This is a genomic window from Rhizobacter sp. P5_C2 (assembly GCF_054049715.1).
Genome location: NZ_JBFULV010000025.1, coordinates 19,587 through 44,616, shown reverse-complemented (window position 1 = coordinate 44,616; position 25,030 = coordinate 19,587). Strand labels below are relative to the sequence as shown.

Genomic DNA, 25,030 nt, shown 5'->3' with positions numbered 1-25,030 from the left:
AGCCCGTCGGGGGCGATGAGGCAGAAGATGCAAGTGAAGCTCCTGGGCGGCCGGATGGACCGCGGTGGTCGAGGGGGCGCCTGATCGGCGCAGCCGTACTCTACAGGCGCCTCACCTTTCGCGGGTTCACGGTGCGACGGAGCGCAGGATCGCGTGGGCGCGTTGCAGTTCCGGACCACTGAAACGCCGGGCCAGCTCGTCCTGCAGCGCCTGCTCGCGCTGCGGCGCCGACAGCTCCGGGCGCTGCGCGATCGCCTGCAGCGCGGCCCGCGCGTCGGCGATCTGCTGCTCCCAGCGCGCCCAGGCGGCATCCTCGGCGCGCAGCCGCTCAGCGCCTTCCGCACCGAACTGCGCGGTGCGGGCGGCCTGCAGCTCGGGCGTCTGGCGGGCCGCGTCCGGGGTCAGCAGCGACGGCGACGCTGGCGCGGCATCGGTGGACGGCGCGCTGCGGCGGGCCGCGAGCGCCGCGAAGTCGCGCTCCTCGTCGGCATAGAAGGCCTGCGCCCACGGCAGTCCCAGCAGGTCGCGGCGCACCTTCGAGCGTTCGGCCATCACGCCGGCCCAGCTGGTCGGGTCCTCGGGTTTCCACGCGGTCTCGAAGCGGCGTTGCTGCAGCGAGAGGTAGCGGTCCCAGACATCGAGCACCTGGCGCGCGGCGTCGATGCCGCGTTCGAGCGTCAGCTGCTGTTCGATCCAGTGGCGCAACTCGGCCGGCTCGACCTCGCCGGTGCCGGTCAGCAGGTAGTCGAAGCGGCGGCGCAGCGCCAGGCCGGGCTGCAGCCGGTCGCCGACCCAGCTGCCCCAGTCGCCATCGAGGTCGGTGCCGCGCAGCGAGCCATCGACCCACAGCCGGGCGACCCGCGCCGCGGCGGCCTCCGCCTCCCGGCCGGATGCTTCGTTGTAGGCCGCGGCATCGGTAGGGACGCCGGCGGCGAACGGGTTGTCGCGCCATTCGGTGAAGCGCGGCTCGGCCGGCCGCGCCGCATGCGTCGACGATGGCGTGAGCCGCCAGGCGACCACGCCGATCACCAGGCAGACCCCTGCGACCGAGAGTGCGAACAGCGAGGCCGGCCGATCGCTCACAGCCCGGCCGCCTTCAGGCGGTTCGCCTGGCTGCGGTAGAACGCGACCGGATCCTGCGCGAACAGGCCGCGGATGCCGAAGGCCTGGTTCACCTCGTCGAGGTGGTTCCAGGCGTAGTTGTCCTTCAGCACCACGCCCCAGTGGCTGGAGCACTGGCCGACCAGCCCGTCGTTCTGCTCGAAGCCGAAGAACACGCTGGTGGCGGCGAGCAGGCCGTCGCTGACGTCGAACACGTTGGTCAGCACGCTGGTGCCGCCGACCGACCAGTAGCGCACGCCGTTGACGACCGCAGCGCCCTGGCCGCAGGGCGTGGTGGGCGCGGCCTGCGGGAAGCGGCGGTTGAAGTCGGCGGCGCCGGCGGTGTTCAGCGACTGCAGCGCGCCGAGCGAGTTCTGCGGCAGGCTCGGCGAGCCCGACAGGAACGAGATCGTCGCCGCCAGCGCGTTCGCGATCGCCGCGACCGCGCCGGTGGTGCCGGTCCACGAGGTGACGCCCTGGATCGCGTCGGCGGTCTTGCTGCCGGTGTGCGGCGCGCCGACCGTCGTGACGGAGGCGATCAGCTCCGGCGCGACGGCCGCCACGTAGCGGATCGTCGGGCCGCCGTGGCTGTGGCCGATCAGGTTGAACTTCGCGTAGCCGTAGGCGGCCTTCAGCGCGCGCAGTTCACGCAGCAACTGCTCGCCGCGCGCCTCGCTGGAGTTGGCGGCCGACACGCTGGGCGTGTAGACGGTGGCGCCGCCCGCGCGCAGCGCCGACGGGATGCCGTAGAAGTAGTCGACCGGCCCGATCGCATCGAAGCCAAGCAGGCCGTGGACCATCACGATCGGGTACTGCGTCTTCGTGTAGGTGTCGGCAGCGCGTGCCTCGGGCGCGGCACCGAGCGCGAGGCCGGCAGCCAGCGCAATGGCGCCGAGCGCACGCGGGATCAAGGAACGCAAAGACGGGGACGGCCGCGGCACGCGGCAGATCGGCAAGTTCATCGAGATGTCTCCTGAAGGTTCTAGGTATGTCGTGCGCCCGCTGGCATCGAAGCCAGTCGTGTGCGCACGCGGGACCGAACATCCTGCGAACTGCCTGCAAAACATGCGGCCGACGCGGAGTCTCGAACGAACGTTCGTCTTTTAAAAGAGGGATGGCCCTGAAATCGTCACCGGACTTTCCCGGAGGGCGTCGGATGATGGGAGCGTTCGGTGTCCCATTCAACGATACGTCGCTTCCCTCTCCCCGCGAGCAGATGCGACGTAGATGGCCGCCGGCGTGCGGTGATAGAGGATCCAGAAGCCCTCGATCAACCATTCACGCGCCTCCAGGCGTCGGCGGGACGTCAGCGGTGCAAGCCGCGACAACCATGCAATCTCTGCCTGGCTTTGGCTGACGCCGAGGACAGCTCGGCGACCGATCCTGGGCTGAGCCGCGAGCAGAACCGGCAACTTCAGTTCGACGACAGCGAGCAAATCCAAGGCGCGGGATCCGGCGTCGGGGTGCAGGTGGCGAATGGCGTCGTAGTGATCGAGCAGCGCCTCGAGGGCGCGCTCGAAGCGCCGCGTGTAGATCACCTGCGGCGCTGCCGCACTCATGCTTTCGCGATGCGCTCAGCCCGGGCTCGCAGTTTTGCAAGCCTCGGTTTGAATTCTTCCTGGGTGTACACCCGGCCCGCTTCGATGTCTTCGGCCGACTCGACCAACGCCTTCAAGCGCGAGAGGTTTTCTGCATCCTTGAAGCCGTGGTATTCGGCCAGTTGCTCTGCAGTGATCAATGCCACGTAACTCTCGCCGTTCTTCGTGAAGATCTTTTCCTGCCCGGACTTCGACACGTCGTCGGCGAGTTCGGTCAGGCGAGCGCGGGCTTGCGTGATGGGCACGATGCCCTTGGTGATGTCGATGGCCATGGCGGTGTTGAGCAGAATAACGCTGCGTCATTCTGCTCAACAACTACCATTCGGGCAATGGCAAACGCCATCAAATCTCTTCGTAAAGTGGCAAGGTCAGAAACTCCGCGAACTCATCCTGCGTGCTCATCTGCGTGAAGATCTCCGCCGCGCGGTCGAACTTGCCCTCGAAGCCACCGGCCTTGATCTTCGCGAGTTCTTCCGGCACCAGCGCCCGCACCAGCTCGGCGGTGACCTTGCGGCCGTCGTCGAGCGTGCCCTTCGGCGAGCGGATCCACTGCCACACCTGCGAGCGGCTGATCTCGGCGGTGGCCGCGTCCTCCATCAGGTTGTGGATCGGCACGCAGCCGTTGCCGGCCAGCCAGGCCCCCAGGTAGTGGATGCCGACGTTGATGTTCATCCGCAGCCCGTGCTCGGTGATCGGCGCCTCGGGCTGGAAGTCGAGCAGGTCGGCGGCGCTGACCTTCACGTCGGGCCGCTGCTTGTCGAACTGGTTCGGCCGGTCGCCCAGCACCGCCATGAACTCCTTCATCGCCGGCTCGACCAAGCCCGGGTGCGCGACCCAGCCGCCGTCGTAGCCGTCGACCGCGTCGCGCTTCTTGTCGGCAATGATCCCGCCCATCGCGATCGCGTTCTTCTCCGGGTCGTTCTTGATCGGGATCAGCGCGCTCATGCCGCCCATCGCCGGCGCGCCGCGCTTGTGGCAGGTCTGCAGCAGCAGCAGCGCATACGCGCGCATGAACGGCGCGGTCATCGTGACCTTCGCGCGGTCGGCCAGGCAGAAGTTGCGGTCGACCTTGAACTTCTTGATGCAGCTGAAGATGTAGTCCCAGCGGCCGGCGTTCAACCCGGCGCTGTGCTCGCGCAGCTCGTACAGGATCTCGTCCATCTCGAAGGCCGCGAGGATGGTCTCGATCAGCACCGTCGCCTTGATCGTGCCCTGCGGCAGCCCGAGCTCGGCCTGCGTCATCACGAACACGTCGTTCCACAGCCGCGCCTCGAGGTGGCTCTCCATCTTCGGCAGGTAGAAGTACGGGCCGGCCCCGCGCGCGAGTTGTTCCTTCGCGTTGTGGAACATGAACAGCGCGAAGTCGAAGATGCCGCCGTGCACCCGCTGGCCGTCGACCGTCACATGCTTCTCGTCGAGGTGCCAGCCGCGCGGGCGCACCTGCAGCGTCGCGATCTGGTCGTTCAGTTGGTAGGTCTTGCCCTTCGATTCGAGCGTCAGCGTGCGGCGGATCGCCTGCGACAGGTTGATCTGCCCCTGGATCTGGTTGGACCACGACGGCGAGTTGCTGTCCTCGAAGTCGGTCATGTAGCTGTCGGCGCCCGAGTTGAACGCGTTGATCACCATCTTCGCGTCGACCGGGCCGGTGATCTCGACACGCCGGCAGTGCAGCGCCTTCGGGATGGCCGCGACCTTCCAGTCGCCGGCGCGGATGTGCGCCGTCTCGGGCAGGAAATCAGGGCGCTCGCCGGCATCCAGCCGTTGCGTGCGCTCGACGCGCGCGGCCAGCAGCTGCTGCCGGCGCGGCTCGAAGGCCCGGTGCAGCTTGGCGACCAGCTCCAGCGCCGGCAGCGTCAGCACCGTCTCGAAGCCCGGCAGGACGGGCGCGTTGATCTGCATGCCGTGCGGCAGGGAAAGGCTGCTCATGGGGGAATCTCCTCGAAAACGAATCCCCGCACTCTATTGGAGACTTGCGTGAAGATTAAGAGCCTGCGAATCCGGTGATTCGTGACTTCAACGCAAGCAATCAGTCCGGGAATCGCCCGCCAAGCCGCTTCGTCAGCGCAATCGCCGCCTCGCGGACCGGCGCCACATGCGCGTCGGTGTAGCGCTGGGTCGGCATCGTCAGCGTCAGCGCACCGGCCAGCGCGCCTGCGGCATCGAACACCGGCGACGAGATGCCGGCCACGCCCTCGCTGCGGTCGTCGGCCAGGCCGATCACGCCGTCGCGGCGCAGGCACTTGCTGATCGCATCGCCCGGCAACGCGCCCGACGCCAACGGCGCATAGGCGCTGATGACGCGCCCGCCCGCGCCACGCTTCAGCGGCAGCACGTCGCCGGCCCGGATGTGGTCGCGGATCGGCTGCGGCGAATCGACGCGGTACAGGCACAGCCGTGCGTCGTTCTGCCGCACATGGAAGGCCGCGCTTTCGCGGGTGGCCCCCGCCAGTTGCCGCAGCACCGGCATCACGACGGCCTCGAGCGAGAACGCCGCCGCATGCGCCGCCTGCAGCCGGATCGACGCCGCGCCGGCGGCGTAGCGCCCGTCGGCCAGCCGCTGCACCAGGCCGGCGTGCTCCAGCGAGGCCAGCAGCCGCAGCGCGGTGCTCTTGTGCAGGCGCGTGCGTTGAGACAGCTCGGCCAGCGACAGCATCGGCTGCGCGCTGTCGAACGCCATCAGCAGGCTGAGCGCGCGGTCGACCGCGGCCGCGCCGCCGGGGGCGGCATGTTCGTCGGCGACCGAGGCCTGGGCAGCTTTGCGGGGCATGGGCTCCTCGTTGCCGCCATTGACTTGCGTCCGGGCGACATCGATACTTGAATTCAAAGGAAAGAATGTCGTTCTATCTTATGAAATCATGCTCATGAACGCAAGCCCCCTGCCCCCGCCCGCGGTGCTGATCAGCGAAGTCGGCCCGCGCGACGGCCTGCAGAGCATCGAGCGCGTGATGCCGACCGCCGACAAGCTGCGCTGGATCGATGCGCTGCATGCCGCCGGCCTGCGCGAGATCGAGGTCGGCTCGTTCGTGCCGGCCCGGCTGCTGCCGCAGATGGCCGACGTGGCCGAGGTCGTCGCGCACGCGCTGACGCTGCCGGGCCTCACCGTGATGGCGCTGGTGCCGAACCTGCGCGGCGCCGAAGCGGCCCTCGCGGCCGGCGTGCACAAGCTGACGCTGCCGGTGTCGGCCAGCACGGCGCATTCGCTGGCCAACGTGCGCAAGACGCCGCTGGAGATGATCGAGGCGCTGCGCTCGATCGCCGAACTGCGCGACGAGCGGGCGCCCGGCGTGCGCATCGAGGCCGGCATCTCGACCGCGTTCGGCTGCACGATCGAAGGCCCGGTGTCCGAAGACGCGGTGATCCGCCTCGCCGCGCAGGCCATCGCCGCGGGCGCCGACGAATCGGGCCTGTCGGACACCACCGGCATGGGCAACCCGGCCCAGGTGAAGCGGCTGTTCGCGCGGCTGCGCGCCGAGATCGGCGAGCACGCCGGTGCCGCACACCTGCACAACACGCGCGGCCTCGGGCTGGCGAATTGCCTGGCCGCCTTCGAGGCTGGCGTGCGCGTCTTCGACAGCTCGCTCGCCGGCCTGGGTGGCTGCCCGTACGCGCCCGGCGCGTCGGGCAACGTCGTCACCGAGGACCTGGTCTTCATGTTCGAGGCGATGGGGGTGCGCACCGGTGTCGACCTGCCCCGGCTGATGCGCTCGCGCGAGGTGCTGCAGCAGTCGCTCGCCGGCGAGCCGCTGTACGGCCACACGCCGCAGGCGGGGCTGCCGCTCGGGTTCGTGCCGGCATGAGCGACAGCATGAATGACGGCAACGAGCTGCCGCTGGCCGGCATCCGCGTCATCGAGTTCACCCACATGGTGATGGGCCCGAGCTGCGGCATGGTGCTCGCCGACCTGGGCGCCGAGGTCATCAAGGTGGAGCCGCTGGCGGGCGACGCCACCCGGCGGCTGCAGGGCTCGGGCGCCGGCTTCTTTCCGATGTTCAACCGCAACAAGAAGAGCCTCGCGATCGACGTGCGGCAGCCGCGCGGGCTCGAGCTGGTGCTGAAGCTGGTCGCGACGGCCGACGTGTTCTGCGAGAACTTCAAGCCCGGCGGCATGGCCGCGCTCGGCCTCGGCTATGCGAACCTCGCGGCGCTGAACCCGCGGCTGGTCTACGTCTCGCACAAGGGCTTCCTGCCCGGCCCTTACGAGCACCGCACCGCGCTCGACGAGGTGGTGCAGATGATGGGCGGCCTGGCCTACATGACCGGGCCGGTCGGGCAGCCGCTGCGGGCCGGCAGCAGCGTCAACGACATCATGGGCGGCATGTTCGGCGCGATCGGCGCGCTGGCCGCGCTCGCGCAGCGAGCCGGCACCGGCCGCGGCCAGGAGGTGCAGAGTGCGCTGTTCGAAAACAACGTGCTGCTGGTCGCGCAGCACATGATGCAGTTCGCGGTCACCGGCCGGCCAGCCGCGCCGATGCCCAGCCGCATCCCGGCCTGGGGCGTCTACGACATCTTCGAGGTGGCCGGCGGCGAGCAGATCTTCCTCGCGGTGGTGTCCGACGGCCAATGGGCGAACCTGTGCGACGCGTTCGGTTTCGCCGACCTGAAGGACGACCCGCGGCTCGCGACCAACAACCTGCGCGTGGCCGCGCGCGGCTGGATGATGCCGCTGCTGCGCGAGCGCATGGCGGTACACCGCGCGGCCGAGATCGGCGCGCGCTTCGAGGCCAACGGCCTGCCCTGGGCGCCGATCACGCGGCCCCACGACCTGTTCGACGACCCGCACCTGCTGGCCACCGGCGGCCTCGCGCCGGTCACGCTGCCCGATGGCCGCGACACGCGCACGCCGCTGCTGCCGATCACGCTCGACGGGCGGCGGCCACCGCTGCGCTCCAACCCGCCGTCGATCGGCGAGCACACCGAGGCGCTGCTGCAGTCGCTCGGCCTGGACCCCGCGCAGATCCTCGCGCTGCGCAGCGATGGCGTGATCGCCCCCACCCAAACCGAACAACCACCCGGAGACACCTCGTGATGAACCCACTGCGCCGCACCCTTCTCGCCGGCCTGCCGGCGCTCGCCTCCTGGCCTGCGCTGGCCGAATCCACCTTCCCCAACCAGCCGATCCGGCTGGTCGTGCCGTTCCCGCCGGCCGGCGCGACCGACGTGGTCTCGCGGCTGATCACGGGCAAGATCAGCGCCGACACCGGCTGGAACTTCGTCGTCGACAACCGGGCCGGGGCCGGCGGCAACATCGGCCTCGATGCGGTCGCCAAGGCGCCGGCCGACGGCTACACGCTCGGCATGGGCCAGACCGCCAACCTCGCGGTGAACCCGGCGCTGCTGGCGAAGATGCCCTTCGATCCGCTGAAGGATTTCACGCCGGTCGCGCTGGTGGCCTCGCTGCCGGTCGTTCTTGTCGTGCGCACCGAATCGCCGTTCACGTCGCTGGCGGCGATCGTGTCGGCGGCCAAGGCCAAGCCCGGCGTGCTGTTGCAGGCGCTGGCCTCGAACGGCACCGTCGGCCACCTCGCGGGCGAAATGTTCGGCCGGCTCGCCGGCGTGCGGTTCACCAACGTGCCGTACAAAGGCGCCGGCCCGGCGCTGACCGACCTGATCGGCGGGCAGACCGATTTCATGTTCGGCACGCCGCAGGCCGTCACGGCGCTGGTGCGCGGCGGCAAGTTGCGGGCGCTGGCCGTCACGTCGGCGCGCCGCTTGCCGGTGATGCCCGAGGTCCCGACGGTCGCCGAATCGGGCTACGCCGGCTTCGAGGCGACCGACTGGAAGGGCCTGGTCGCACCGGCCGCCACGCCACGCGACGTGGTGCGCAAGCTGAATGCAGCGGTCAACCGCGCGCTCGGCCGGGCCGACACGCTGGCGGCGCTGCTGGCCGACGGCAGTGCGCCGATGGGTGGCACGCCGGAGCAGTTCGCGCAGTTCCTGAAGGCCGAGTACACGCGCTGGGGCAAGGTCGTCCGCGAAGCCGGCATCAAGCCAGACTGAGCTCGCCGACCCCGAGGATTGCTGACTTCGGCGCGCATAATCGCGGGCCATGGACCGGCTAAAGCAGATCGAATCGTTCGTATCGGTCGCTGCCAAGGGCAGTTTGACGGCCGCCGCCCATGCCGAGGGCGTCGCGCCGGCGGTCATCGGCCGGCGCATCGATGCGCTCGAAGAACGGCTGGGCGTCAAGCTGCTGGTGCGCACCACCCGCCGCATCACGCTGACGCACGAAGGCAGCGCCTTCCTCGAGGACTGCCAGCGGCTGCTGGCAGACCTGGCGAACGCCGAATCGAGTGTCAGCGCCGGCGGGGTCAAGGCGGCAGGCTACCTGCGGCTGACCGCACCGGCCGGCTTCGGCCGCCGCCACGTCGCGCCGCTGGTGCCGCGCTTCCTCGCGCTGCATCCCGAGGTCAGCGTCTCGCTGAACCTGAGCGACCGGCTGGTCGACATCGTCAACGAAGGCGTCGATTGCGCGGTGCGCGTCGGCGAGCTGCCCGACAGCAGCCTGGTCAGCGTGCGGCTGGCCGACAACCGCCGGCTGTGCGTCGCGACGCCGGACTACCTGAAGCGCGCCGGCACGCCGCGCACGCCGCAGGAGCTGTCGCACCACGAATGCCTGACGCTCAGCAGCGATGCCAGCCAGACGCGCGGCTGGGCCTTCACGATCGACGACCAGGTGCAGCACCTGCGGCTGAACGGCCGGCTCGATTGCAGCGACGGCCAGGTGTTGCACGACTGGTGCCTGGCGGGGCTCGGCATTGCATGGCGCTCGACCTGGGAGGTCGAAGGCGAGGTCGCGAGCGGCGCGCTGGTCAGCATGCTCGACGACTTCGCCGCGCCGCCGAACGGCATCTACGCCGTGTTCCCGCAGCGCAAGCACCTGCCGCTGCGGGTGCGGCTGTGGATCGATTTCCTGAAGCAGACCTACGGCGACGCCACGTATTGGCAACGCACCGCAGGTCCCGCCTGAGTTACTTGGCGGCTGACGCTGCGGCGGCCGGGGCCGACGCGTCCTTCGTGCACTTCTTGACGAAGCTGTTCTTCGCCGCGCCCTTCAGCTTCTTGTCGGCGGCTTGCATCTCGCAGGCCGAGCCGGCGCCACTGGCTTTGGCCTCGCGCTCGCACTTCTTCATGAAGCTGTTCTTGGCCGCGCCGGCCAGCTTCTTGTCGGTCGCCTTCGATTCGCAGGTCGCCGCATCGGCCGCAAACGCCACGTTCGACAGCGCGATCAGGCCCAGGGCCACCAGGGTGCTCAGTTTCTTCATGGGATTCCTCCGGGGTGCGGCGAACAGTGCGTCGCCGGCCGGATTGAAGCACCTCGATCGAATGTGATCAAGCGTGAGTCTGGGTCAACATGCGTCCGTTCATGTCACAACATGTCGACGACTGCGAGGGTAACTACGCAGGTCAGAGAATGCGGCGCGGGTGGGCCAGGGCCTCGTGCGCGGCGTGCAGGCGGCGCACCAGCACGCGGATGAAGGCCTCGTCGAACAGGTGGCGGCAGCCGGGGCTGACCTGGGCCAGCGTGTCCGGCGTGAAGGTGATCGTGGTTGCAGATTCGGTGACGATCACGTCGGTGCTGTGGCGGCGCAGTTCGGCGCTCGGTGCGAGGTAAACCATCTCGCCCACCGAGGTGCCGGCGCCGAGCTGCGCGACCTTCGTGCCTTCGCGGAACACCTCGACCTCGCCCTGCGCAATGATGTGGAAGTTGCGCGTTTCCTCGCCGCGCCGGTACAGCGCATGGCCGAAGGTGTAGCGCTGCCATTTCGCGCGGTGCACCACCTCCCACAGCTCGACGTCGCCGAAGTTGGAGAAGAAGTCGAGCGTGCGCAGCAGGTTGAAGCGCTCCGAATCGAGCACGCCCTGCAACTGGCCGCGCGGCACCTGGTGGTTGACGATCAGCCCGGACAGCGCCTGCGCGAACTCGTCCCAGGTCGCGAAGCGGTCATCGGGGCGCTTGGCCAGCGCCCGCAGGATGACCGCATCGACGCCTTCGCCGACACCCGAGCGCAACTGGCTCGGCGGCATCGGCAACGCGTTGTAGACCTGGTTCATCATCGCCGACTGCGACGGCGCGTCGAACGGCGGGCGCCCGGCGATCAGGTGGTACAGCACCGCGCCGAGCGAATACATGTCGGCCCGGCTGTCGAGCGAGGCGCCGTCGAGCTGCTCGGGCGCCATGTAGGCCAACGAGCCGACCCGGTAGACCTGGGTCGTCTCGGCCGTCATGTTCAGCACGCTGCCGAAGTCGGTGACCTTCACGTCGGTGATGCTGCCGTTGGTGATCACCGCGAGGATGTTGGCCGGCTTCACGTCGCGGTGCACCAGCCCCTGGCGGAACACGTAGCCCAGCGCCATCGCGCACTTGAAGCCGATTTCAACGATCAGCTCCAGCGGCAGCAGCTGGTCGGCCCGGCAGTACTGGCGCAGCGTGTGGCCCGACACGTACTCCATCACGAGGTAAGGCTCGTTCGGGTCGGCGACCGCATCGAAGATCTGCACCACGTTCGGGTGCTGCAGCCGGCCGACCAGGGCCGCCTCGGCCGCAAAGAAGCGCTCGAAGAAGCGGCCGTCGGTCGGGTCGTTGACCGCGCCGCAGCGCACCCGCTTGATCGCGACGTCGCGCTGGTGGAATTCGTCGCGCGCGAGGAACACCTCGCTGGTGGCCCCTTCGCCGAGCCGGCGCAGCACCGGGTACTTGCCGACCTGGGCCGGCAGCGGCAGGCCCGAGACGGCGTTGGGTTCGGTGGTGGCGAGCGGAAGACTCATGGGTGATGCATTGTCGGCACGGGGATGCCGAGGGGCCCGAAGGCCGAGAGTCGCATCTTGGCACCGTCACCGCACCCCAGTGTGCCAAATTGAACACCAAAGTGAGTGCAAATCCGAACCCGTGTGCTGTGTCCACCCCGCCGGGTTTCCCCGGAGCCACCCACGGGCCCCACTTAGAATCGCTGCCATGATCCAAGCCAAACAGGAACTGCTGCAGGCGCTGGCCGCGGCGGTTGCCGATGTCCACCCCGGCAGCAACGTGCCGATCGCCTTCGAATCGCCCAAGCAGGCGTCGCACGGCGACTTCGCGGTGACGCTCGCGATGCAGCTGGCCAAGCCGCTGAAGAAGAACCCCCGCGAACTGGCCCAGGCGCTGATCGACGCGCTGAACCGGCAACCCGCGGTGCAGCGCCACGTCGAGGCGCTCGAGATCGCCGGCCCCGGCTTCATCAACCTGCGGCTCAAGGCTGCTGCCAAGCAGTCGGTGATCGGCGAGATCCTGGCGGCCGGTCCGGCCTTCGGCAACCAGCCGCCGGTCGACCGGCGCGTGATGGTGGAGTTCGTCTCGGCCAACCCGACCGGCCCGCTGCACGTCGGGCACGGCCGCCAGGCCGCGCTGGGCGACGCGATCTGCAGCCTGCTCGACACGCAGGGCTGGCAGGTCACGCGCGAGTTCTATTACAACGACGCCGGCGTGCAGATCGCGACGCTGGCGAGCACCACGCAGGCCCGCATCAAGGGCCTGAAGCCCGGGGACGCGGCCTGGCCGGAGCCGGCCTACAACGGCGAGTACATCGCCGACATCGCGGCCGACTTCCTCGCGAAGAAGACCGTCAAGTCGGACGACCGCGAGTTCACCGCGTCGGGCGACCCCGACGACCTCGACAGCATCCGCCAGTTCGCGGTGGCCTACCTGCGGCACGAACAAGACCTGGACCTGCAGGCTTTCGGTGTGCGCTTCGACAACTACTTCCTCGAGTCCAGCCTGTACAGCAGCGGGCGCGTGGAACAGACGGTGTCCAAGCTCAAGGCCGCCGGCAAGACCTTCGAGGAAGGCGGCGCGCTGTGGCTGCGCAGCACCGACTACGGTGACGACAAGGACCGCGTGATGCGAAAGTCCGACGGCACCTACACCTACTTCGTGCCCGACGTGGCGTACCACATCAACAAGTGGGAACGCGGCTTCACCAAGGTGGTCAACATCCAGGGCACCGACCACCACGGCACCATCGCGCGCGTGCGCGCCGGGCTGCAGGGCGTCGGCGAGAACATTCCCGCCGGCTACCCCGACTACGTGCTGAACAAGATGGTCACGGTGATGCGCGGCGGCGAGGAGGTGAAGATCTCCAAGCGCGCCGGCGGCTACGTGACGCTGCGCGACCTGATCGACTGGACCAGCCGCGATGCGGTGCGCTTCTTCATGATCAGCCGCAAGGCCGACACCGAATTCACCTTCGACGTTGACCTGGCGCTGAAGCAGAACGACGAGAACCCGGTGTTCTACGTCCAGTACGCCCATGCACGCATCAGCAAGGTGCTGCGCGACTGGGTGGCCGAGCACGGCGGCGACCTCGACGCGCTGAAGGGTGCCGACCTGTCGCTGCTGACCGCACCGACCGAGGCGGCGCTGCTGCTGAAGCTGGCCGAGTACCCCGACATGCTGACCCACGCAGCCGTCGACCTGGCGCCGCACGACGTCACCTTCTACCTGCGCGACGTCGCCAGCGCCTTCCACAGCTACTACGCGGCCGAGCGCTTCCTGCTCGCCGACAACGCCACGCTGACGCGCGCCCGCCTCGCGCTGCTGGCCGCCACCGCCCAGGTGCTGCGCAATGCGCTGCAGGTGCTGGGCGTGGCCGCTCCCGACCGGATGTAATGGAGACAACATGAAGAGCCAACGTGGCGGTTTCGTCCTGGGCCTGATCATCGGCCTGCTGATCGGCCTGGCGCTCGCGCTGGGCGTCGCGCTGTACATCGCGAAGGTGCCGGTGCCCTTCATCAACAAGGTGCCGCAGCGCACCGCCGAGCAGGACGCGGCCGAGGCCGAGAAGAACAAGAACTGGGACCCGAACGGCTCGCTGTCGGGCAAGACACCGGTGCGCACCGGCAGCCAGGCCGCCAGCGGCGTGGTCGCGGCACCGGTGCCGGCCTTCCCGCCGTCCGTCCCGACGGGGGCACCGCCGGTCGTGCCGACGCCGGCCGCGGGCACCTCGCGCCGCGACCCGGCGGCCATCCTCGAGGGCCGGGCTGCCAGCACGACGGTCCCGGCCGCCACCACCCCGCCGGCCCCGGTGATCACGTCCACCAAACCCGGCTCCGATGCGTTGAGCTACTTCGTCCAGGCTGGCGCTTTCGGCCGCGTCGAGGATGCCGAGCAGCAGCGCGCCAAATTGGCGATGATGGGTCTGCAGGCCAAGATCACCGAGCGTGAGCAGGCCGGGCGCACGATGTTCCGGGTGCGCCTCGGCCCCTACGACAAGAAGGAAGACGCCGACCTGGCGAAGGAAAAACTGGATGGCGTGGGTGTGGAATCGGCGTTGGTCCGGGTGCAAAAGTAAAGACAACCGCCCTGAACTTTCGCATCCGACACCGACTCCACCGCTCGTCGTTGACCCCTACCCCACTTTGGAACTGAACATGAACCGTCGCGATTTCTCGGCACAGCTGGTCGGAGCAAGCCTGGGCGGTGCCGGCCTGGGCACCCTCGCTCTTTCGGCCAGCACCGGCGCCCTGGCGCAAGGCGCCGCCCCGGTCGAAGGCACCAACTACATCAAGTTCGGCCAGCCGGTGTCACCCGCCACGCCGGGCAAGATCGAGGTGGTGGAGTTTTTCTGGTACGGCTGCCCGCACTGCAACGCCTTCGAGCCGGCGCTCGACGCCTGGCAGAAGAAGCTGCCGGCCGACGTGGTGTTCCGCCGCGTGCCGGTCGCCTTCCGTGACGAGCCCTTCGTCGCGCACCAGAAGATCTTCTATGCGCTCGAGTCGCTCGGCAAGGTCGAGGCGATGCACCGCAAGGTCTTCTACGCGATCCACAACGAGCACGCCCGCCTGGACAAGCCCGACGAGATCGCCGCGTTCATGGCCAAGAACGGCATCGACAGCGCCAAGTTCCTGGAAGCCTACAACTCGTTCTCGACCCAGACCAAGACCAAGCAGGCTGCCAAGCTGGCCGAGGCCTACAAGCTCGACGGCGTGCCGGCCCTGGGCATCAACGGCCGCTACTTCACGTCGGGTTCGCTGGCCGGTACCAACGAGCGCATGCTGCAGGTCACCGACTTCCTCATTCAAAAGTCGCGCACCGGCGCTTGAGACCCCAAGTCGGTGCAACGCCGACTTCATCTCGTAACCCCGATGGCATGAAACTGTGGCTAGAATGGCCTGCAAGTTTCATGCCGCAATGACCCCACTTACCTACACCTCCCTCTTCTCCCGGCGTCGCCTGGCGCTTGTCGCCGCCGCCTGCATGCTCGCGGCGGTGCTGCCGGCCCGGGCCGAACGGGCCGACCGGCTGAAGAAGATGGAGGTCGAATCCGACCAGCCGGGCAAGGTTGACCTGGCCAACCAGCTGGTGGTCTTCAACGGCAACGTCGTCGTCAGCAAGGGGACCATGCTGATCAAGGCGGCGCGCATCGAGGTGCGCGAGAGCCCGGACGGCTACCAGTCCGCCGTCGCGGTCGGCACGCCGACCCAGCCGGCCAGCTTCCGCCAGAAGCGCGAAGGCGTGAACGAATTCGTCGAGGGCGAGGCCGAGCGCCTCGAGTACGACAGCAAGCTCGACACCATCCGCTTCGTCAACAAGGCCTCGGTGCGCCGGCTGCGCGGCACCGCGGTGGCCGACGAGGTGACCGGCGCGCTGATCACCTACGACGGCACGGCCGAGCTGTTCACCGTCGCCGGCGGCAGCGCCGCGGTGACCCCGAGCAACCCGACCGGCCGCGTGCGCTACGTGTTCACGCCGAAGGAAGGCACGCCGGCCGCCGCCGAAGCGGCATCGCAACCTGCCTCGGGAGCACGCCGTTGAGCGCAGTCCCGGTCTCCTCCGCGGCATCCGCGATGCCGTCCGATGCCAGCCGGCTCGAAGCCATCGGCCTGCAGAAGACCTACGGCGCCCGCAAGGTGGTCAAGGACGTGCGCTTGTCGGTACGCAGCGGCGAAGTCGTCGGGCTGCTCGGTCCGAACGGCGCCGGCAAGACCACCAGCTTCTACATGATCGTCGGCCTGGTGCGCGCCGATGACGGCCAGATCCTGATCGACGGCCAGCGCGTCGAGCGCCTGCCGATCCACCAGCGCTCGCGCCTCGGCTTGAGCTACCTGCCGCAGGAAGCCTCGATCTTCCGCAAGCTGACGGTCGAGGAAAACATCCGTGCGGTGCTCGAGCTGCAGCGCGGCCCCGACGGCAAGGAGCTGCCGAAGGCCACCGTCGACAAGCTGCTCGGCAACCTGCTGAACGACCTGAGCATCGAGAAGCTGCGCGACAGCCCGGCGCCGTCGCTGTCGGGCGGCGAACGCCGGCGCGTCGAGATCGCCCGGGCGCTGGCCACGCAGCCGCGCTTCATCCTGCTGGACGAGCCGTTCGCCGGCGTCGACCCGATCGCGGTGATCGAGATCCAGCGCATCATCGGGTTCCTGAAAAGCCGTGGCATCGGTGTGCTGATCACCGACCACAACGTGCGCGAAACGCTGGGCATCTGCGATCGCGCGTACATCATCAGCGAGGGGCGCGTTCTCACCGAGGGCACGCCGGCCGAGATCGTCGACAACGCCGATGTGCGAAAGGTCTACCTCGGCGAACACTTCCGCATGTAGGGGCTGACGAATGAAGCCCTCCCTTCAGGTACGCCTGTCGCAGCACCTGGCCTTGACGCCGCAGTTGCAGCAGTCCATCCGGCTGCTGCAGCTCTCCACGCTCGAACTCCACCAGGAAGTCGAGCAGATGCTGGAGCAGAACCCCTTCCTCGAAGCCGAGCTGGAAGAAGCCAGCGCGGCCGAGCCGATGGTCGAACGACTGACCGTGTCGGAGCGCAATGCCGAGCGCGAGACCGAGAGCAGCAGCGCGAGCGAAAGCTCGGCCGACACCGCACCTGACGAGGCCGCCGGGATCGACAGTGCCGAGTACGGCGCGACCGAGCGCGAGGACTGGGAGAACGGCACCGAGCGCGACGATTTCGACGGCATCCGCGAGACGCCGAGCGCGCCCGGCAGCGGCAGCAGCAATGCCGACGATGACTTCGACGGCCAGGACCGCAACCCGCAGGCCCCGAGCCTGCAGGAGCACCTGCGCGAGCAGCTGCTCGGCATGCGCGTCAGCGCCGAGGACGCTGCCGCGATCACCGTGCTGATCGAATCGCTCGACGACGACGGCTACCTCGCCGACCCGCTGGAAGAGATCGCCGCCGAGCTGGCGAGCGACCCCGAGCAGCAGGAAGAGATCCTCGAGCGCCTGCAGTGCGCGATGAAGTGGCTGCAGAACATGGAGCCGCTGGGCGTCGGCGCCCGCAACCTCGGCGAATGCCTGACGCTGCAGCTGCGCGCGCAGGAGCGCTGCGAGGCGCAGATGATCGCGATCATCATCTGCAAGCAGCACCTCGATCTGCTGGCGCGGCGCGACATGAAGAAGCTGATGGCGGCCACCGGTGCCGACGAAGAGCTGATCAAGCAGGCGCAGACGCTGATCGTCGCGCTCGAGCCGAAGCCGGGCCGCCCGTTCTCGCGCGCCGAGGCCAACATCATCGTGCCCGACGTGATCGTGCAGAAGTCCGGCCGCAACTGGAAGGTCGTGCTGAACCCCGACGTGATGCCCAAGCTGCGCATCAACGACCTCTACGCGCAGGCGATCCGCCAGGGCCGCGGGGCCGGCGGCGGCAGCGCGCTGAGCTCGCGGCTGCAGGAAGCGCGCTGGTTCATGAAGAACATCCAGCAGCGCTTCGACACCATCCAGCGCGTGTCGCAGGCCATCGTCGAGCGGCAGAAGAGCTTCTTCACGCACGGCGAGATCGCGATGAAGCCGCTGGTGCTGCGCGAGATCGCCGACGAGCTGGGCCTGCACGAATCGACCATCTCGCGGGTGACGACGGCCAAGTACATGGCAACGATGTTCGGCACCTTCGAGCTGAAGTACTTCTTCGGCTCGTCGCTGAACACCGAGGCCGGCGGCAATGCGTCGAGCACCGCGGTGCGGGCGCTGATCAAGCAGCTGGTGCATGCCGAAGACCCCATCAAGCCGCTGTCGGACAGCCAGCTGAGCCACATGCTCGAAGAGCAGGGCATCCAGGTGGCCCGGCGCACGGTCGCGAAGTACCGCGAAGCGTTGAAGATCGCGCCGGCCAATCTTCGCAAATCCCTTTGAACTGAACTCCCGATGTGCGCCCTGCCCTTGTTCCTGCCCTGCGCCGCGGGCGTCGAAGCGTTTCTTGAAGAAGAGGTGCTGCGCATCCTGCCGACCGCGCAGGTGCATGCCGGTCGCGGCGGCGTCGCGCTCGACGGCGACCCGAGCGACGTGATGACGCTGAACCTCGAATGCCGGCTCGCGCAGCGCGTGCTGGCCGAGGTGGCCGAAGGACCGTACCGCGACGAGCACGATCTGTACGAGCTGGCACGCGGTGTCGACTGGCAGCAATGGATCACGCCGGAGCAGACGCTGCGCGTCGATACCACCGCGCACCGCAGCCCGCTGCGCAGCCTGAACTTCGCCGCGCTGCGCATCAAGGATGCGGTGTGCGACCAGCTGCGCGAGGCCACCGGCACGCGCCCGAGCGTCGACACCCGCCACCCCGACCTGCCGCTGCTGCTGCACGTCGGCGAGGAGCGTGCGTCGCTGTACGTCGACACCTCGGGCGAGCCGCTCTTCAAGCGCGGCTGGCGCGAGGACAAGGGCGACGCGCCGCTGAAGGAGACGCTGGCCGCCGCGATGCTGGCCGCCGCCGGCTGGCGCGGCACGCCCGAGGCAGGTGGCGCGCTGCACGACCCGTGCTGCGGCTCCGGCACGATCGCGATCGAGGCCGCGCAGATCGCCTGCGGCATCGCGCCCGGGCTGAAGCGCCGCTTCGCGTTCGAGCACCTGCTGCCGTTCGCCGATGCCGAGATGCGCGCGCAGTGGCAGCGCCTGAAGAGCCATGCGCAGTCGCGCATCCACGCGAGCGCGGTGCCCATCCATGCGAGCGACGTGTCGTTCCGGATGGTCGATTTCGCGCGCCGCAATGCGCAGCGCGCGGGGGTCGAGCAGGCGATCCAGTTCAACGGCGGCGATGCGCTGGAGCGGCCGGCACCGGCGCTGCCGGCGGGGCTGCCCGGCACGCTGATGATCAACCCGCCGTACGGCGAGCGCATCGAGGTGGCCGGCAAGGCGCGCGCATCGGCACCGGCGCGCGACGACCAGGACGGCGACAACAAGGCGCTGGTCGACGACTTCTTCCCGCGCCTGTCTGCTCATTGGAAGCGCGCGTACACGCAGCACGACGGCGGCTGGACGGCCTATGTGCTGAGCCCGGACATGAAGCTGCCCGGCGCGATGCGCCTGAAGGAATCGAAGCGCACGCCGATGTGGAACGGGCCGATCGAGTGCCGGCTGTTCCGCTTCGACCTGGTGGCCGGCTCGGCGCGCTGAGCCCAGCGGCTCAGCGTCTGAGCAAGCTGCCGATCAAGCTGCCGATGTCGCCCATGCTGCCGGCGTCACCGCTCACGGGCACTTGCCCGTTCGGCGTCAGGTGATCCACCACCTGCGGCAGCACCTGCGACAACTGCGCGGCCGCCTCGCCATGCGTCAGCCCGAGCTGCTCGGCGATCTGCCCGAGCTGGCCTGAGCCGAGCACGCTCTGCAACTGCTCGGCCGAGATCGGCAGGTTGTGCCCGGTCGACACCCACGAGCCGATCACCGAGCCGAGCCCGCCCTGCTCGAAGCGCGCGATCAGGTCATTGAGCCCGCCGCCCGAGCCGTTCGCGTTCAGCATCGACACCACCGCGGCGATCAGCGCCGCCTGGTTGCCGCCACCTTGACCCATCGGGTCGCTCTGGCCGGTCACCATGCCGACCACGGAATCCAGCAGTCCCATGAGGTGCTCCTTGGAGTGGGAGCGGCGATTGTGGGCGCCTCCCGTGTCGACCACAAGACCGCTCTCCGCGCTCAAGCCCCCTCAGGCGCCCGATGACAGCCCGAGGCCTGTGAGCCCAAGATGTGCCAGCACCGCGAGCGGCGCGGTGTCGGCCCGCAGCACGCGCGGGCCGAGGCTCGCCGGCACGAAGCCGCAGGCCGAGGCCGCCGCCTCTTCGGCCTCGCTGAGTCCGCCCTCGGGGCCGCTCAGGAAGGTCAGCGCGCCGCCGGGTTGCGCCTCAAGCGGCTCGGGCGTGCGCAGGCTCAGCACGAAGCGGCGGCCCGCGGCGGGCGGCAGGCCGCGCAGCCAGTCAGCAAGGCTGCGCACCGGCGCGATCACCGGCACGCGCGTGCGCCCGCACTGCTCGCTGGCCGCGGCCGCGACGCCCTGCCAATGCGCCTGCTTCTTGTCGGCCCGCTCGCCGCTCAGGCGCAGCACCGAGCGCTCGGTCATCAGCGGCTGGATGGCGGCGACGCCGAGCTCGGTCGCCTTCTCGACCAGCGCATCCATGCGCTCGTTGGCCGGCATGCCGAGCGCGAGCGTCACCTGGATCGCCAGCTCGCGGTCGATCGCGACATGAGCGTTCAGCCGCACGCCGACCTCGCTGCGGCCCATCCGGACGACCTCGGCCTGCCACTCGCCGCCCTCGCCGTTGAACAGCGTCAGCGGATCGCCGGGCTGCAGGCGCAGCACCTGCACATGGCGCGCGGCGCCGGGAGGGAGGCTCAATTCAAGACCGGCCTGCATCGGCTCGGCCACATGGAAACGGGGCGGCATGCCGCGAGTTTGCCTCAGCCCGAGGCCTCAGCTGTCTTGCTCGTCGAGCCCGCGGAAGCGCCGGCGCCAGGCCCGCCAGCGCGTTTTCAGCCGGCGCGCGGCACGCCATGCGGCCGAGCGGCGCAGCGCGTCCATCACGCGCTGCTTGGTCGCGCGCCACCACATCAGCGCGCGCGCGAACCACGCGAAGCGCATCAGCTGCGACTCGGTCAGGACGAACAGCCGCCCGACGATCGCGGTGCCGAGCAGCTTGGCCACGACGATCACCGTGATGCCGAGCAGCGCATGGCCGAGGTGGATGATCCACAGCGCGAGCAGCTTGATCGGGAACAGCGCGACCGCCGGCAGCAGGAACAGCAGCAACGCGATGCGCGGCGGTGCCTCGCGCACCCGCGCTTCGAGGCGCGCGAGCGGGGGCCAGGTGGCGAGCCGCGCGACGAAGGCCGTCAGCGGGCGCCAGCCCCACTCCTCGATGAACAGCACGGCGGCCGCCAGCACCAGCAGCACACCGCGCAGCAGCCGCCACGGCAGCCGCATCAACCTGCGCCACAACGGGCGCGCGGGACCTTGCGCCAGCTCAGCCGCCGTACAGCATGCGGCGCGCCTTGTGCGCCGCCGGCTCGCCCTTGCGCGAGCGGATCTGCTCGATCGTGCGGTCGGCCACGTCGCGCAGTTCCTCGATCGTGCTGGCCTTCTCGACCGCGAGCGTCAGCGTGAAGCCGCGCAAGCCGAGTTCGCTGGAGATCATCTGCGTCAGCGTGGAGGTGAACTTCGCGTAGTCGAGTTCGCCCGGGTCGACCGGGGTGCCGACACCGCCTGCCGCCGCGGCCGGCGCGGCGGAACCGGCAGAGGGAGCCGCTGCCGGCGGGGTGTTCAGCCGCGAACTGCCGCTGCCCGACACCTGGGCGATCAGGCCCATCGCCTCGAGCGCGCGGAAATCCTCGATCGTCACGCCGGTGACGTTGGCCAGCAGCATCTCCTCGGACTTCGCACCGTCGATCAGCAGCAGCAGGTTGCGCTGCGCTCTTTCCTTCACCCGCGTGCGGGCGGTCATCTCGATGCGTCCCGCGTCAGTTTTGGTCCAGATCACCAGAGCTCTCCCAGGGCGCGGCGCGGCCGGTCAGCCGCGGCCCGAATTTATCAGCATGGCGCCCTCGCCGGGGCGCTCATCCACTGCACCGTCAGGTCTTGTCTCGCAGCTCGCGCCGCAGGATCTTGCCGACCGGGCTCTTCGGCAGCTCGGTGCGGAACTCCACCACCTTCGGCCGCTTGTAGCCGGTCATGTTGGCCTCGCAGTACGCGCGCACCTCGGCCTCGGTCAGCGCAGGGTTCTTGCGCACGATCACGAGCTTCACCGCCTCGCCCGCCTTCGCGTCGGGCACGCCGATCGCGGCGCACTCGAGCACGCCGGGCATCTGCGTGACCACGTCCTCGACCTCGTTCGGGTAGACGTTGAAGCCGCTCACCAGGATCATGTCCTTCTTGCGGTCGACGATCTTGAAGTAGCCGTTGCCGTCGACGGTGCCGATGTCGCCGGTGCGGAAGAAGCCGTCGGCCGTCATCACCTTCGCGGTCTCGTCGGGGCGCTGCCAGTAGCCGGCCATCACCTGCGGGCCGCGGATCGCGATCTCGCCCGGCGTGCCCAGCGGCACCTCGCGGCCGTCGTCGTCGAGCAGCGCCAGCTCGGTCGACGGCAGCGGCAGCCCGATGGTGCCGGTGTAGGCGGTGCTGTCGGTCGGGTTGCAGGTGGCCGACGGCGAGGTCTCCGACAGGCCGTAGCCTTCGCAGATCGGACAGCCGGTCTTCTCGAGCCACAGCTTGGCCGTGGCCTGCTGCACCGCCATGCCGCCGCCGACCGAGATCTTCAGGTGGCTCCAGTCGACGGTGTTGAACAGCGCGTGGTTGGCCATCGCGTTGAACAGCGTGTTGACCGCCGGCAGGCTGTGGAAGGGCTGCTTGGCCAGCTCCTTGAACACGCCCGGGATGTCGCGCGGGTTCGGGATCAGCAGGTTGCAGCCGCCGGTGCGCATCGACAGCATCATGTTCGAGGTGAAGCCGAAGATGTGGTACAGCGGCAGCGCGCACACCGACATGATCTGCGTGCCGGCGGGCACCTTGCGCATCGCCGGCTGGTACCAGGCCTCGGCCTGCAGCGTGTTGGCGACCAGGTTGCGGTGCAGCAGCACCGCGCCCTTGCTGACGCCGGTGGTGCCGCCGGTGTACTGGAGCACCGCGATGTCGTCGAGCTTGAGCGTGGGCGGCTTCAGGCTCGCGCGCTTGCCGGCGGAGACGGCGTCGTTGAACGGCACCGCGCCGGGCAGCTCGAAGGCCGGCACCAGCTTCTTCACGTTGCGCACGACGTAGTTGACGATCAGCCCCTTCGGGAAGCCGAGCATGTCGCCCATCGTCGCGAGGATGATTTTCTTGCTCGGCACCGCGGCCAGGCAGGCCTGCAGCGTCGCGGCGAAGTTCTCGATGATCAGGATCGCCTTCGAGCCGGAGTCCTTCAGCTGGTGCTCCAGCTCGCGCGGCGTGTACAGCGGGTTGACGTTGACCACCACCATGCCGGCGCGCAGGATGCCGGCGACCGCGATCGGGTACTGCGGCACGTTGGGCATCATGATCGCGACGCGGTCGCCCTTCTCGAGCCCGAGCGACTGCAGGTAGGCCGCGAACGCGCGCGACGCGTCGTCGACCTGGCGGAACGTGAAGACCTTGCCCATGAACTTGTAGGCCGGCAGGTCGGCGTACTTCTTCAGGCTTTCGTCGATCAACGCGGTGAGCGACGTGTACTGCTCGACATCGATCTGCTCCGGCACCCCGCTGGGGTACTGCTTGAGCCAAGTCTTATCCATCTGGGGTCTCCGGAAACGAACGGGCGATTCTGTCCCATGGTCCCTCCCTGCCCCCTAAGGTGTTTCACCTGAAGGGCGGCAGGAGTTGGGGTGCGACACGATTGACGCTCCTGGAGGCTTCCCGTACGCTTTCAGCGAATTGGTCAGACCACCAGACCAATCATTGTGGCCCACGGGAAAACCTCCATGACCCTTTCGACGAACCCACGGCTGGCCGGCAAGGCCGCCCTCGTGACTGCCGCCGGCCAGGGCATCGGCCGCGCCACCGCGGAGGCCTTCGCGCGCGAGGGCGCGCGCGTGATCGCGACCGACATCAACGACGCGGCGCTGGCCGAGCTGTCGCGCATCCCCGGCATCACCGTGCACCACCTCGACGTGCGCGACGGCGCGGCGGTGCAGTCGCTGGTGGCGGGGCTCGGGTCGCTGCAGGTGCTCTTCAACGGGGCCGGCTTCGTGCACGCGGGCACCATCCTCGAATGCGACGACGCGGCCTGGGATTTCTCGTTCGACCTGAACGTGCGCTCGATGTACCGCACGATCCGCGCGGCGCTGCCGGCGATGCTGGCAGCCGGCGGCGGCTCGATCATCAACATGGCCTCGGTGGCCGGCAGCATCAAGGGCGCGCCGAACCGCTTCGTCTACGGCACAACCAAGGCGGCGGTGATCGGGCTGACCAAGTCGGTCGCGGCGGACTTCGTCGCGAAGGGCATCCGCTGCAACGCGATCTGCCCCGGCACCATCGAATCGCCGTCGCTGCGCCAGCGCATCGAGGCGCAAGCTGCAGCGGGTGGCCAGACGGTCGCGCAGGTCGAGGCCGCCTTCGTCGCGCGGCAGCCGATCGGCCGCATCGGCAGCACCGCCGAGATCGCCGCGCTGGCGGTGTATCTTGCGTCCGACGAGTCCGGATTCACCACCGGCACCGCCCAGGTCATCGACGGCGGCTGGTCCAACTGAAGCAGCACTGAAAGAGAAGTCCATGAAACTGATGCGCCATGGCCCGAAGGGCTCCGAGCAACCCGCACTGATCGATGCCGACGGCCAGGTGCGCGACCTGTCCGGCGTGCTCGCCGACATCAACGCGTCGACCTTGTCGCCGCACGGGCTGAAGCGGCTGCACGAGCTGAACCCGTCGACGCTGCCGCTGGTCGAGACCCCCGGCCGCATCGCGCCGCCGTGGGCCGGCCTCGGCAAGTTCATCTGCATCGGCCTGAACTACGCCGACCATGCCGCCGAATCGGGCCAGCCGGTGCCGGCCGAGCCGGTGATCTTCATGAAGGCGATCAGCGCGGTGATCGGTTGCAACGATGCGGTGGTGCTGCCGAAGAATTCGCTGAAGAGCGACTGGGAGGTCGAGCTGGGGGTCGTGATCGGCAGCACGGCGCGCTACGTGTCCGAGGCCGAGGCGCTGGACCACGTGGCCGGTTTCTGCGTCGTCAACGACCTGTCGGAGCGCGAATACCAGCTGGAGCGCGGCGGCACCTGGGACAAGGGCAAGGGCTGCGACACCTTCGGCCCGGTCGGCCCGTGGCTGGTCACGAAGGACGAGGTGCCCGATCCGCAGAATTTGTCGATGTGGCTCGAGGTCAACGGCAAGCGTTTCCAGAACGGCAACACGAAGACGATGGTGTTCAACGTGGCGCACCTGGTCAGCTACGTGAGCCGCTTCATGACGCTGAACCCGGGCGACCTGATCAGCACCGGCACGCCGCCCGGCGTCGGCATGGGGCAGAAGCCGCAGCTGTACCTGAAGCCGGGCGATTCGATCAAGCTGGGCATCCAGGGCCTGGGCGAGCAGCAGCAGAAGGTGCACGCGTGGAATCCGGAGTTGATCGACGGCTGATGCATC

Annotated in this window: 26 protein-coding genes; 13 read left to right on the top strand and 13 right to left on the bottom strand. The window is 69.0% G+C overall.

Annotation, left to right across the window (positions count from 1 at the left end; all coding sequences use genetic code 11):
• Positions 1-126: 126 nt before the first annotated feature.
• The 6 genes from ACXJLU_RS11770 to ACXJLU_RS11745 form a co-directional block, all read right to left on the bottom strand.
• Positions 127-1,083: a lipase secretion chaperone gene (locus ACXJLU_RS11770; RefSeq protein WP_457331017.1), complete on the bottom strand. Its 957-nt coding sequence runs from the start codon at positions 1,081-1,083 to the stop codon at positions 127-129.
• Entirely contained in the window at positions 1,080-2,063 is a 984-nt protein-coding gene (locus tag ACXJLU_RS11765) for an esterase/lipase family protein (RefSeq protein ID WP_457331015.1), read from the bottom strand. Before ACXJLU_RS11765 ends, ACXJLU_RS11770 begins: the two co-directional genes overlap by 4 nt.
• A 219-nt stretch (positions 2,064-2,282) precedes the next feature.
• On the bottom strand, positions 2,283-2,660 hold the full coding sequence (locus tag ACXJLU_RS11760) for a hypothetical protein (RefSeq protein WP_457331013.1): 378 nt from the start codon (positions 2,658-2,660) through the stop codon (positions 2,283-2,285).
• Complete coding sequence (locus ACXJLU_RS11755) at positions 2,657-2,971, bottom strand: type II toxin-antitoxin system Phd/YefM family antitoxin (protein WP_457331011.1); 315 nt, start codon at positions 2,969-2,971, stop codon at positions 2,657-2,659. The genes ACXJLU_RS11760 and ACXJLU_RS11755 overlap by 4 nt, the downstream gene beginning before the upstream one ends.
• A 70-nt stretch (positions 2,972-3,041) precedes the next feature.
• On the bottom strand, positions 3,042-4,625 hold the full coding sequence (gene aceB / locus ACXJLU_RS11750) for a malate synthase A (RefSeq protein ID WP_457331009.1): 1,584 nt from the start codon (positions 4,623-4,625) through the stop codon (positions 3,042-3,044).
• A gap of 100 nt (positions 4,626-4,725) precedes the next feature.
• Positions 4,726-5,466 carry an IclR family transcriptional regulator gene (locus tag ACXJLU_RS11745; protein ID WP_457331007.1) on the bottom strand — a complete coding sequence of 247 codons (741 nt, stop codon included), beginning with the start codon at positions 5,464-5,466 and terminating at the stop codon, positions 4,726-4,728.
• A 109-nt stretch (positions 5,467-5,575) separates the two neighbouring features.
• Here ACXJLU_RS11745 and ACXJLU_RS11740 point away from each other — a divergent pair, with 109 nt between their 5' ends.
• Genes ACXJLU_RS11740 through ACXJLU_RS11725 form a run of 4 tightly spaced genes read left to right on the top strand, consistent with a single transcriptional unit; the run spans position 5,576 to position 9,666 of the window.
• Complete coding sequence (locus tag ACXJLU_RS11740) at positions 5,576-6,496, top strand: hydroxymethylglutaryl-CoA lyase (protein ID WP_457331075.1); 921 nt, start codon at positions 5,576-5,578, stop codon at positions 6,494-6,496.
• 8 nt (positions 6,497-6,504) lie between these two features.
• Positions 6,505-7,725, top strand: a complete 1,221-nt coding sequence (locus ACXJLU_RS11735) for a CaiB/BaiF CoA transferase family protein (protein ID WP_457331005.1) — start codon at positions 6,505-6,507, stop codon at positions 7,723-7,725.
• Positions 7,725-8,696 (top strand): Bug family tripartite tricarboxylate transporter substrate binding protein, encoded by a 972-nt coding sequence (locus tag ACXJLU_RS11730; protein ID WP_457331073.1) that lies wholly within the window; start codon positions 7,725-7,727, stop codon positions 8,694-8,696. The genes ACXJLU_RS11735 and ACXJLU_RS11730 overlap by 1 nt, the downstream gene beginning before the upstream one ends.
• Before the next feature lie 49 nt (positions 8,697-8,745).
• Positions 8,746-9,666: a LysR family transcriptional regulator gene (locus ACXJLU_RS11725; RefSeq protein ID WP_073465111.1), complete on the top strand. Its 921-nt coding sequence runs from the start codon at positions 8,746-8,748 to the stop codon at positions 9,664-9,666.
• Position 9,667: 1 nt separating this feature from the next.
• Here ACXJLU_RS11725 and ACXJLU_RS11720 read toward each other — a convergent pair whose 3' ends face one another.
• Complete coding sequence (locus ACXJLU_RS11720; RefSeq protein WP_073465112.1) at positions 9,668-9,961, bottom strand: hypothetical protein; 294 nt, start codon at positions 9,959-9,961, stop codon at positions 9,668-9,670.
• A gap of 142 nt (positions 9,962-10,103) precedes the next feature.
• On the bottom strand, positions 10,104-11,465 hold the full coding sequence (locus tag ACXJLU_RS11715) for a serine/threonine-protein kinase (RefSeq protein WP_083614061.1): 1,362 nt from the start codon (positions 11,463-11,465) through the stop codon (positions 10,104-10,106).
• A 187-nt stretch (positions 11,466-11,652) separates the two neighbouring features.
• On the opposite strand from ACXJLU_RS11715, the gene argS reads away from it, so the two are divergent.
• The 7 genes from argS to ACXJLU_RS11680 all read left to right on the top strand — a co-directional run bounded on the left by argS (position 11,653) and on the right by ACXJLU_RS11680 (position 19,068).
• The gene (argS, locus tag ACXJLU_RS11710) at positions 11,653-13,341 is read left to right on the top strand and encodes an arginine--tRNA ligase (RefSeq protein WP_457331002.1); all 1,689 of its coding nucleotides are present in this window, start codon (positions 11,653-11,655) and stop codon (positions 13,339-13,341) included.
• A gap of 10 nt (positions 13,342-13,351) precedes the next feature.
• Positions 13,352-14,023, top strand: coding sequence for an SPOR domain-containing protein (locus tag ACXJLU_RS11705; protein ID WP_457331000.1), 672 nt, complete (start codon positions 13,352-13,354; stop codon positions 14,021-14,023).
• A gap of 79 nt (positions 14,024-14,102) precedes the next feature.
• Positions 14,103-14,774, top strand: coding sequence for a thiol:disulfide interchange protein DsbA/DsbL (locus tag ACXJLU_RS11700; RefSeq protein ID WP_457330998.1), 672 nt, complete (start codon positions 14,103-14,105; stop codon positions 14,772-14,774).
• An 88-nt stretch (positions 14,775-14,862) separates the two neighbouring features.
• Positions 14,863-15,486: a lipopolysaccharide transport periplasmic protein LptA gene (gene lptA, locus ACXJLU_RS11695; RefSeq protein ID WP_457330996.1), complete on the top strand. Its 624-nt coding sequence runs from the start codon at positions 14,863-14,865 to the stop codon at positions 15,484-15,486.
• Between the two features lie 32 nt (positions 15,487-15,518).
• The gene (gene lptB, locus ACXJLU_RS11690) at positions 15,519-16,271 is read left to right on the top strand and encodes an LPS export ABC transporter ATP-binding protein (RefSeq protein WP_073465116.1); all 753 of its coding nucleotides are present in this window, start codon (positions 15,519-15,521) and stop codon (positions 16,269-16,271) included.
• A 10-nt stretch (positions 16,272-16,281) separates the two neighbouring features.
• Positions 16,282-17,811, top strand: a complete 1,530-nt coding sequence (locus ACXJLU_RS11685; RefSeq protein WP_457330994.1) for an RNA polymerase factor sigma-54 — start codon at positions 16,282-16,284, stop codon at positions 17,809-17,811.
• 12 nt (positions 17,812-17,823) lie between these two features.
• Positions 17,824-19,068, top strand: a complete 1,245-nt coding sequence (locus ACXJLU_RS11680) for a THUMP domain-containing class I SAM-dependent RNA methyltransferase (protein ID WP_457330992.1) — start codon at positions 17,824-17,826, stop codon at positions 19,066-19,068.
• Positions 19,069-19,078: 10 nt separating this feature from the next.
• Here ACXJLU_RS11680 and ACXJLU_RS11675 read toward each other — a convergent pair whose 3' ends face one another.
• The 5 genes from ACXJLU_RS11675 to ACXJLU_RS11655 form a co-directional block, all read right to left on the bottom strand.
• Positions 19,079-19,513, bottom strand: coding sequence for a YidB family protein (locus ACXJLU_RS11675; RefSeq protein ID WP_457330990.1), 435 nt, complete (start codon positions 19,511-19,513; stop codon positions 19,079-19,081).
• An 81-nt stretch (positions 19,514-19,594) separates the two neighbouring features.
• Complete coding sequence (locus ACXJLU_RS11670; RefSeq protein ID WP_457330988.1) at positions 19,595-20,329, bottom strand: 16S rRNA (uracil(1498)-N(3))-methyltransferase; 735 nt, start codon at positions 20,327-20,329, stop codon at positions 19,595-19,597.
• A gap of 27 nt (positions 20,330-20,356) precedes the next feature.
• A complete protein-coding gene (locus ACXJLU_RS11665) occupies positions 20,357-20,866 on the bottom strand; it encodes a hypothetical protein (RefSeq protein ID WP_457330986.1) in 510 nt (169 codons plus the stop codon).
• A gap of 40 nt (positions 20,867-20,906) precedes the next feature.
• A complete protein-coding gene (locus ACXJLU_RS11660; RefSeq protein WP_457330984.1) occupies positions 20,907-21,419 on the bottom strand; it encodes a hypothetical protein in 513 nt (170 codons plus the stop codon).
• 91 nt (positions 21,420-21,510) lie between these two features.
• Positions 21,511-23,184, bottom strand: coding sequence for a long-chain-fatty-acid--CoA ligase (locus tag ACXJLU_RS11655; RefSeq protein ID WP_457330982.1), 1,674 nt, complete (start codon positions 23,182-23,184; stop codon positions 21,511-21,513).
• 186 nt (positions 23,185-23,370) lie between these two features.
• Between ACXJLU_RS11655 and ACXJLU_RS11650 the strand changes: the two genes are divergently transcribed.
• Entirely contained in the window at positions 23,371-24,138 is a 768-nt protein-coding gene (locus ACXJLU_RS11650; protein WP_457330980.1) for an SDR family oxidoreductase, read from the top strand.
• Positions 24,139-24,160: 22 nt separating this feature from the next.
• Positions 24,161-25,024, top strand: a complete 864-nt coding sequence (locus ACXJLU_RS11645; protein WP_457330978.1) for a fumarylacetoacetate hydrolase family protein — start codon at positions 24,161-24,163, stop codon at positions 25,022-25,024.
• Positions 25,025-25,030: the final 6 nt, after the last annotated feature.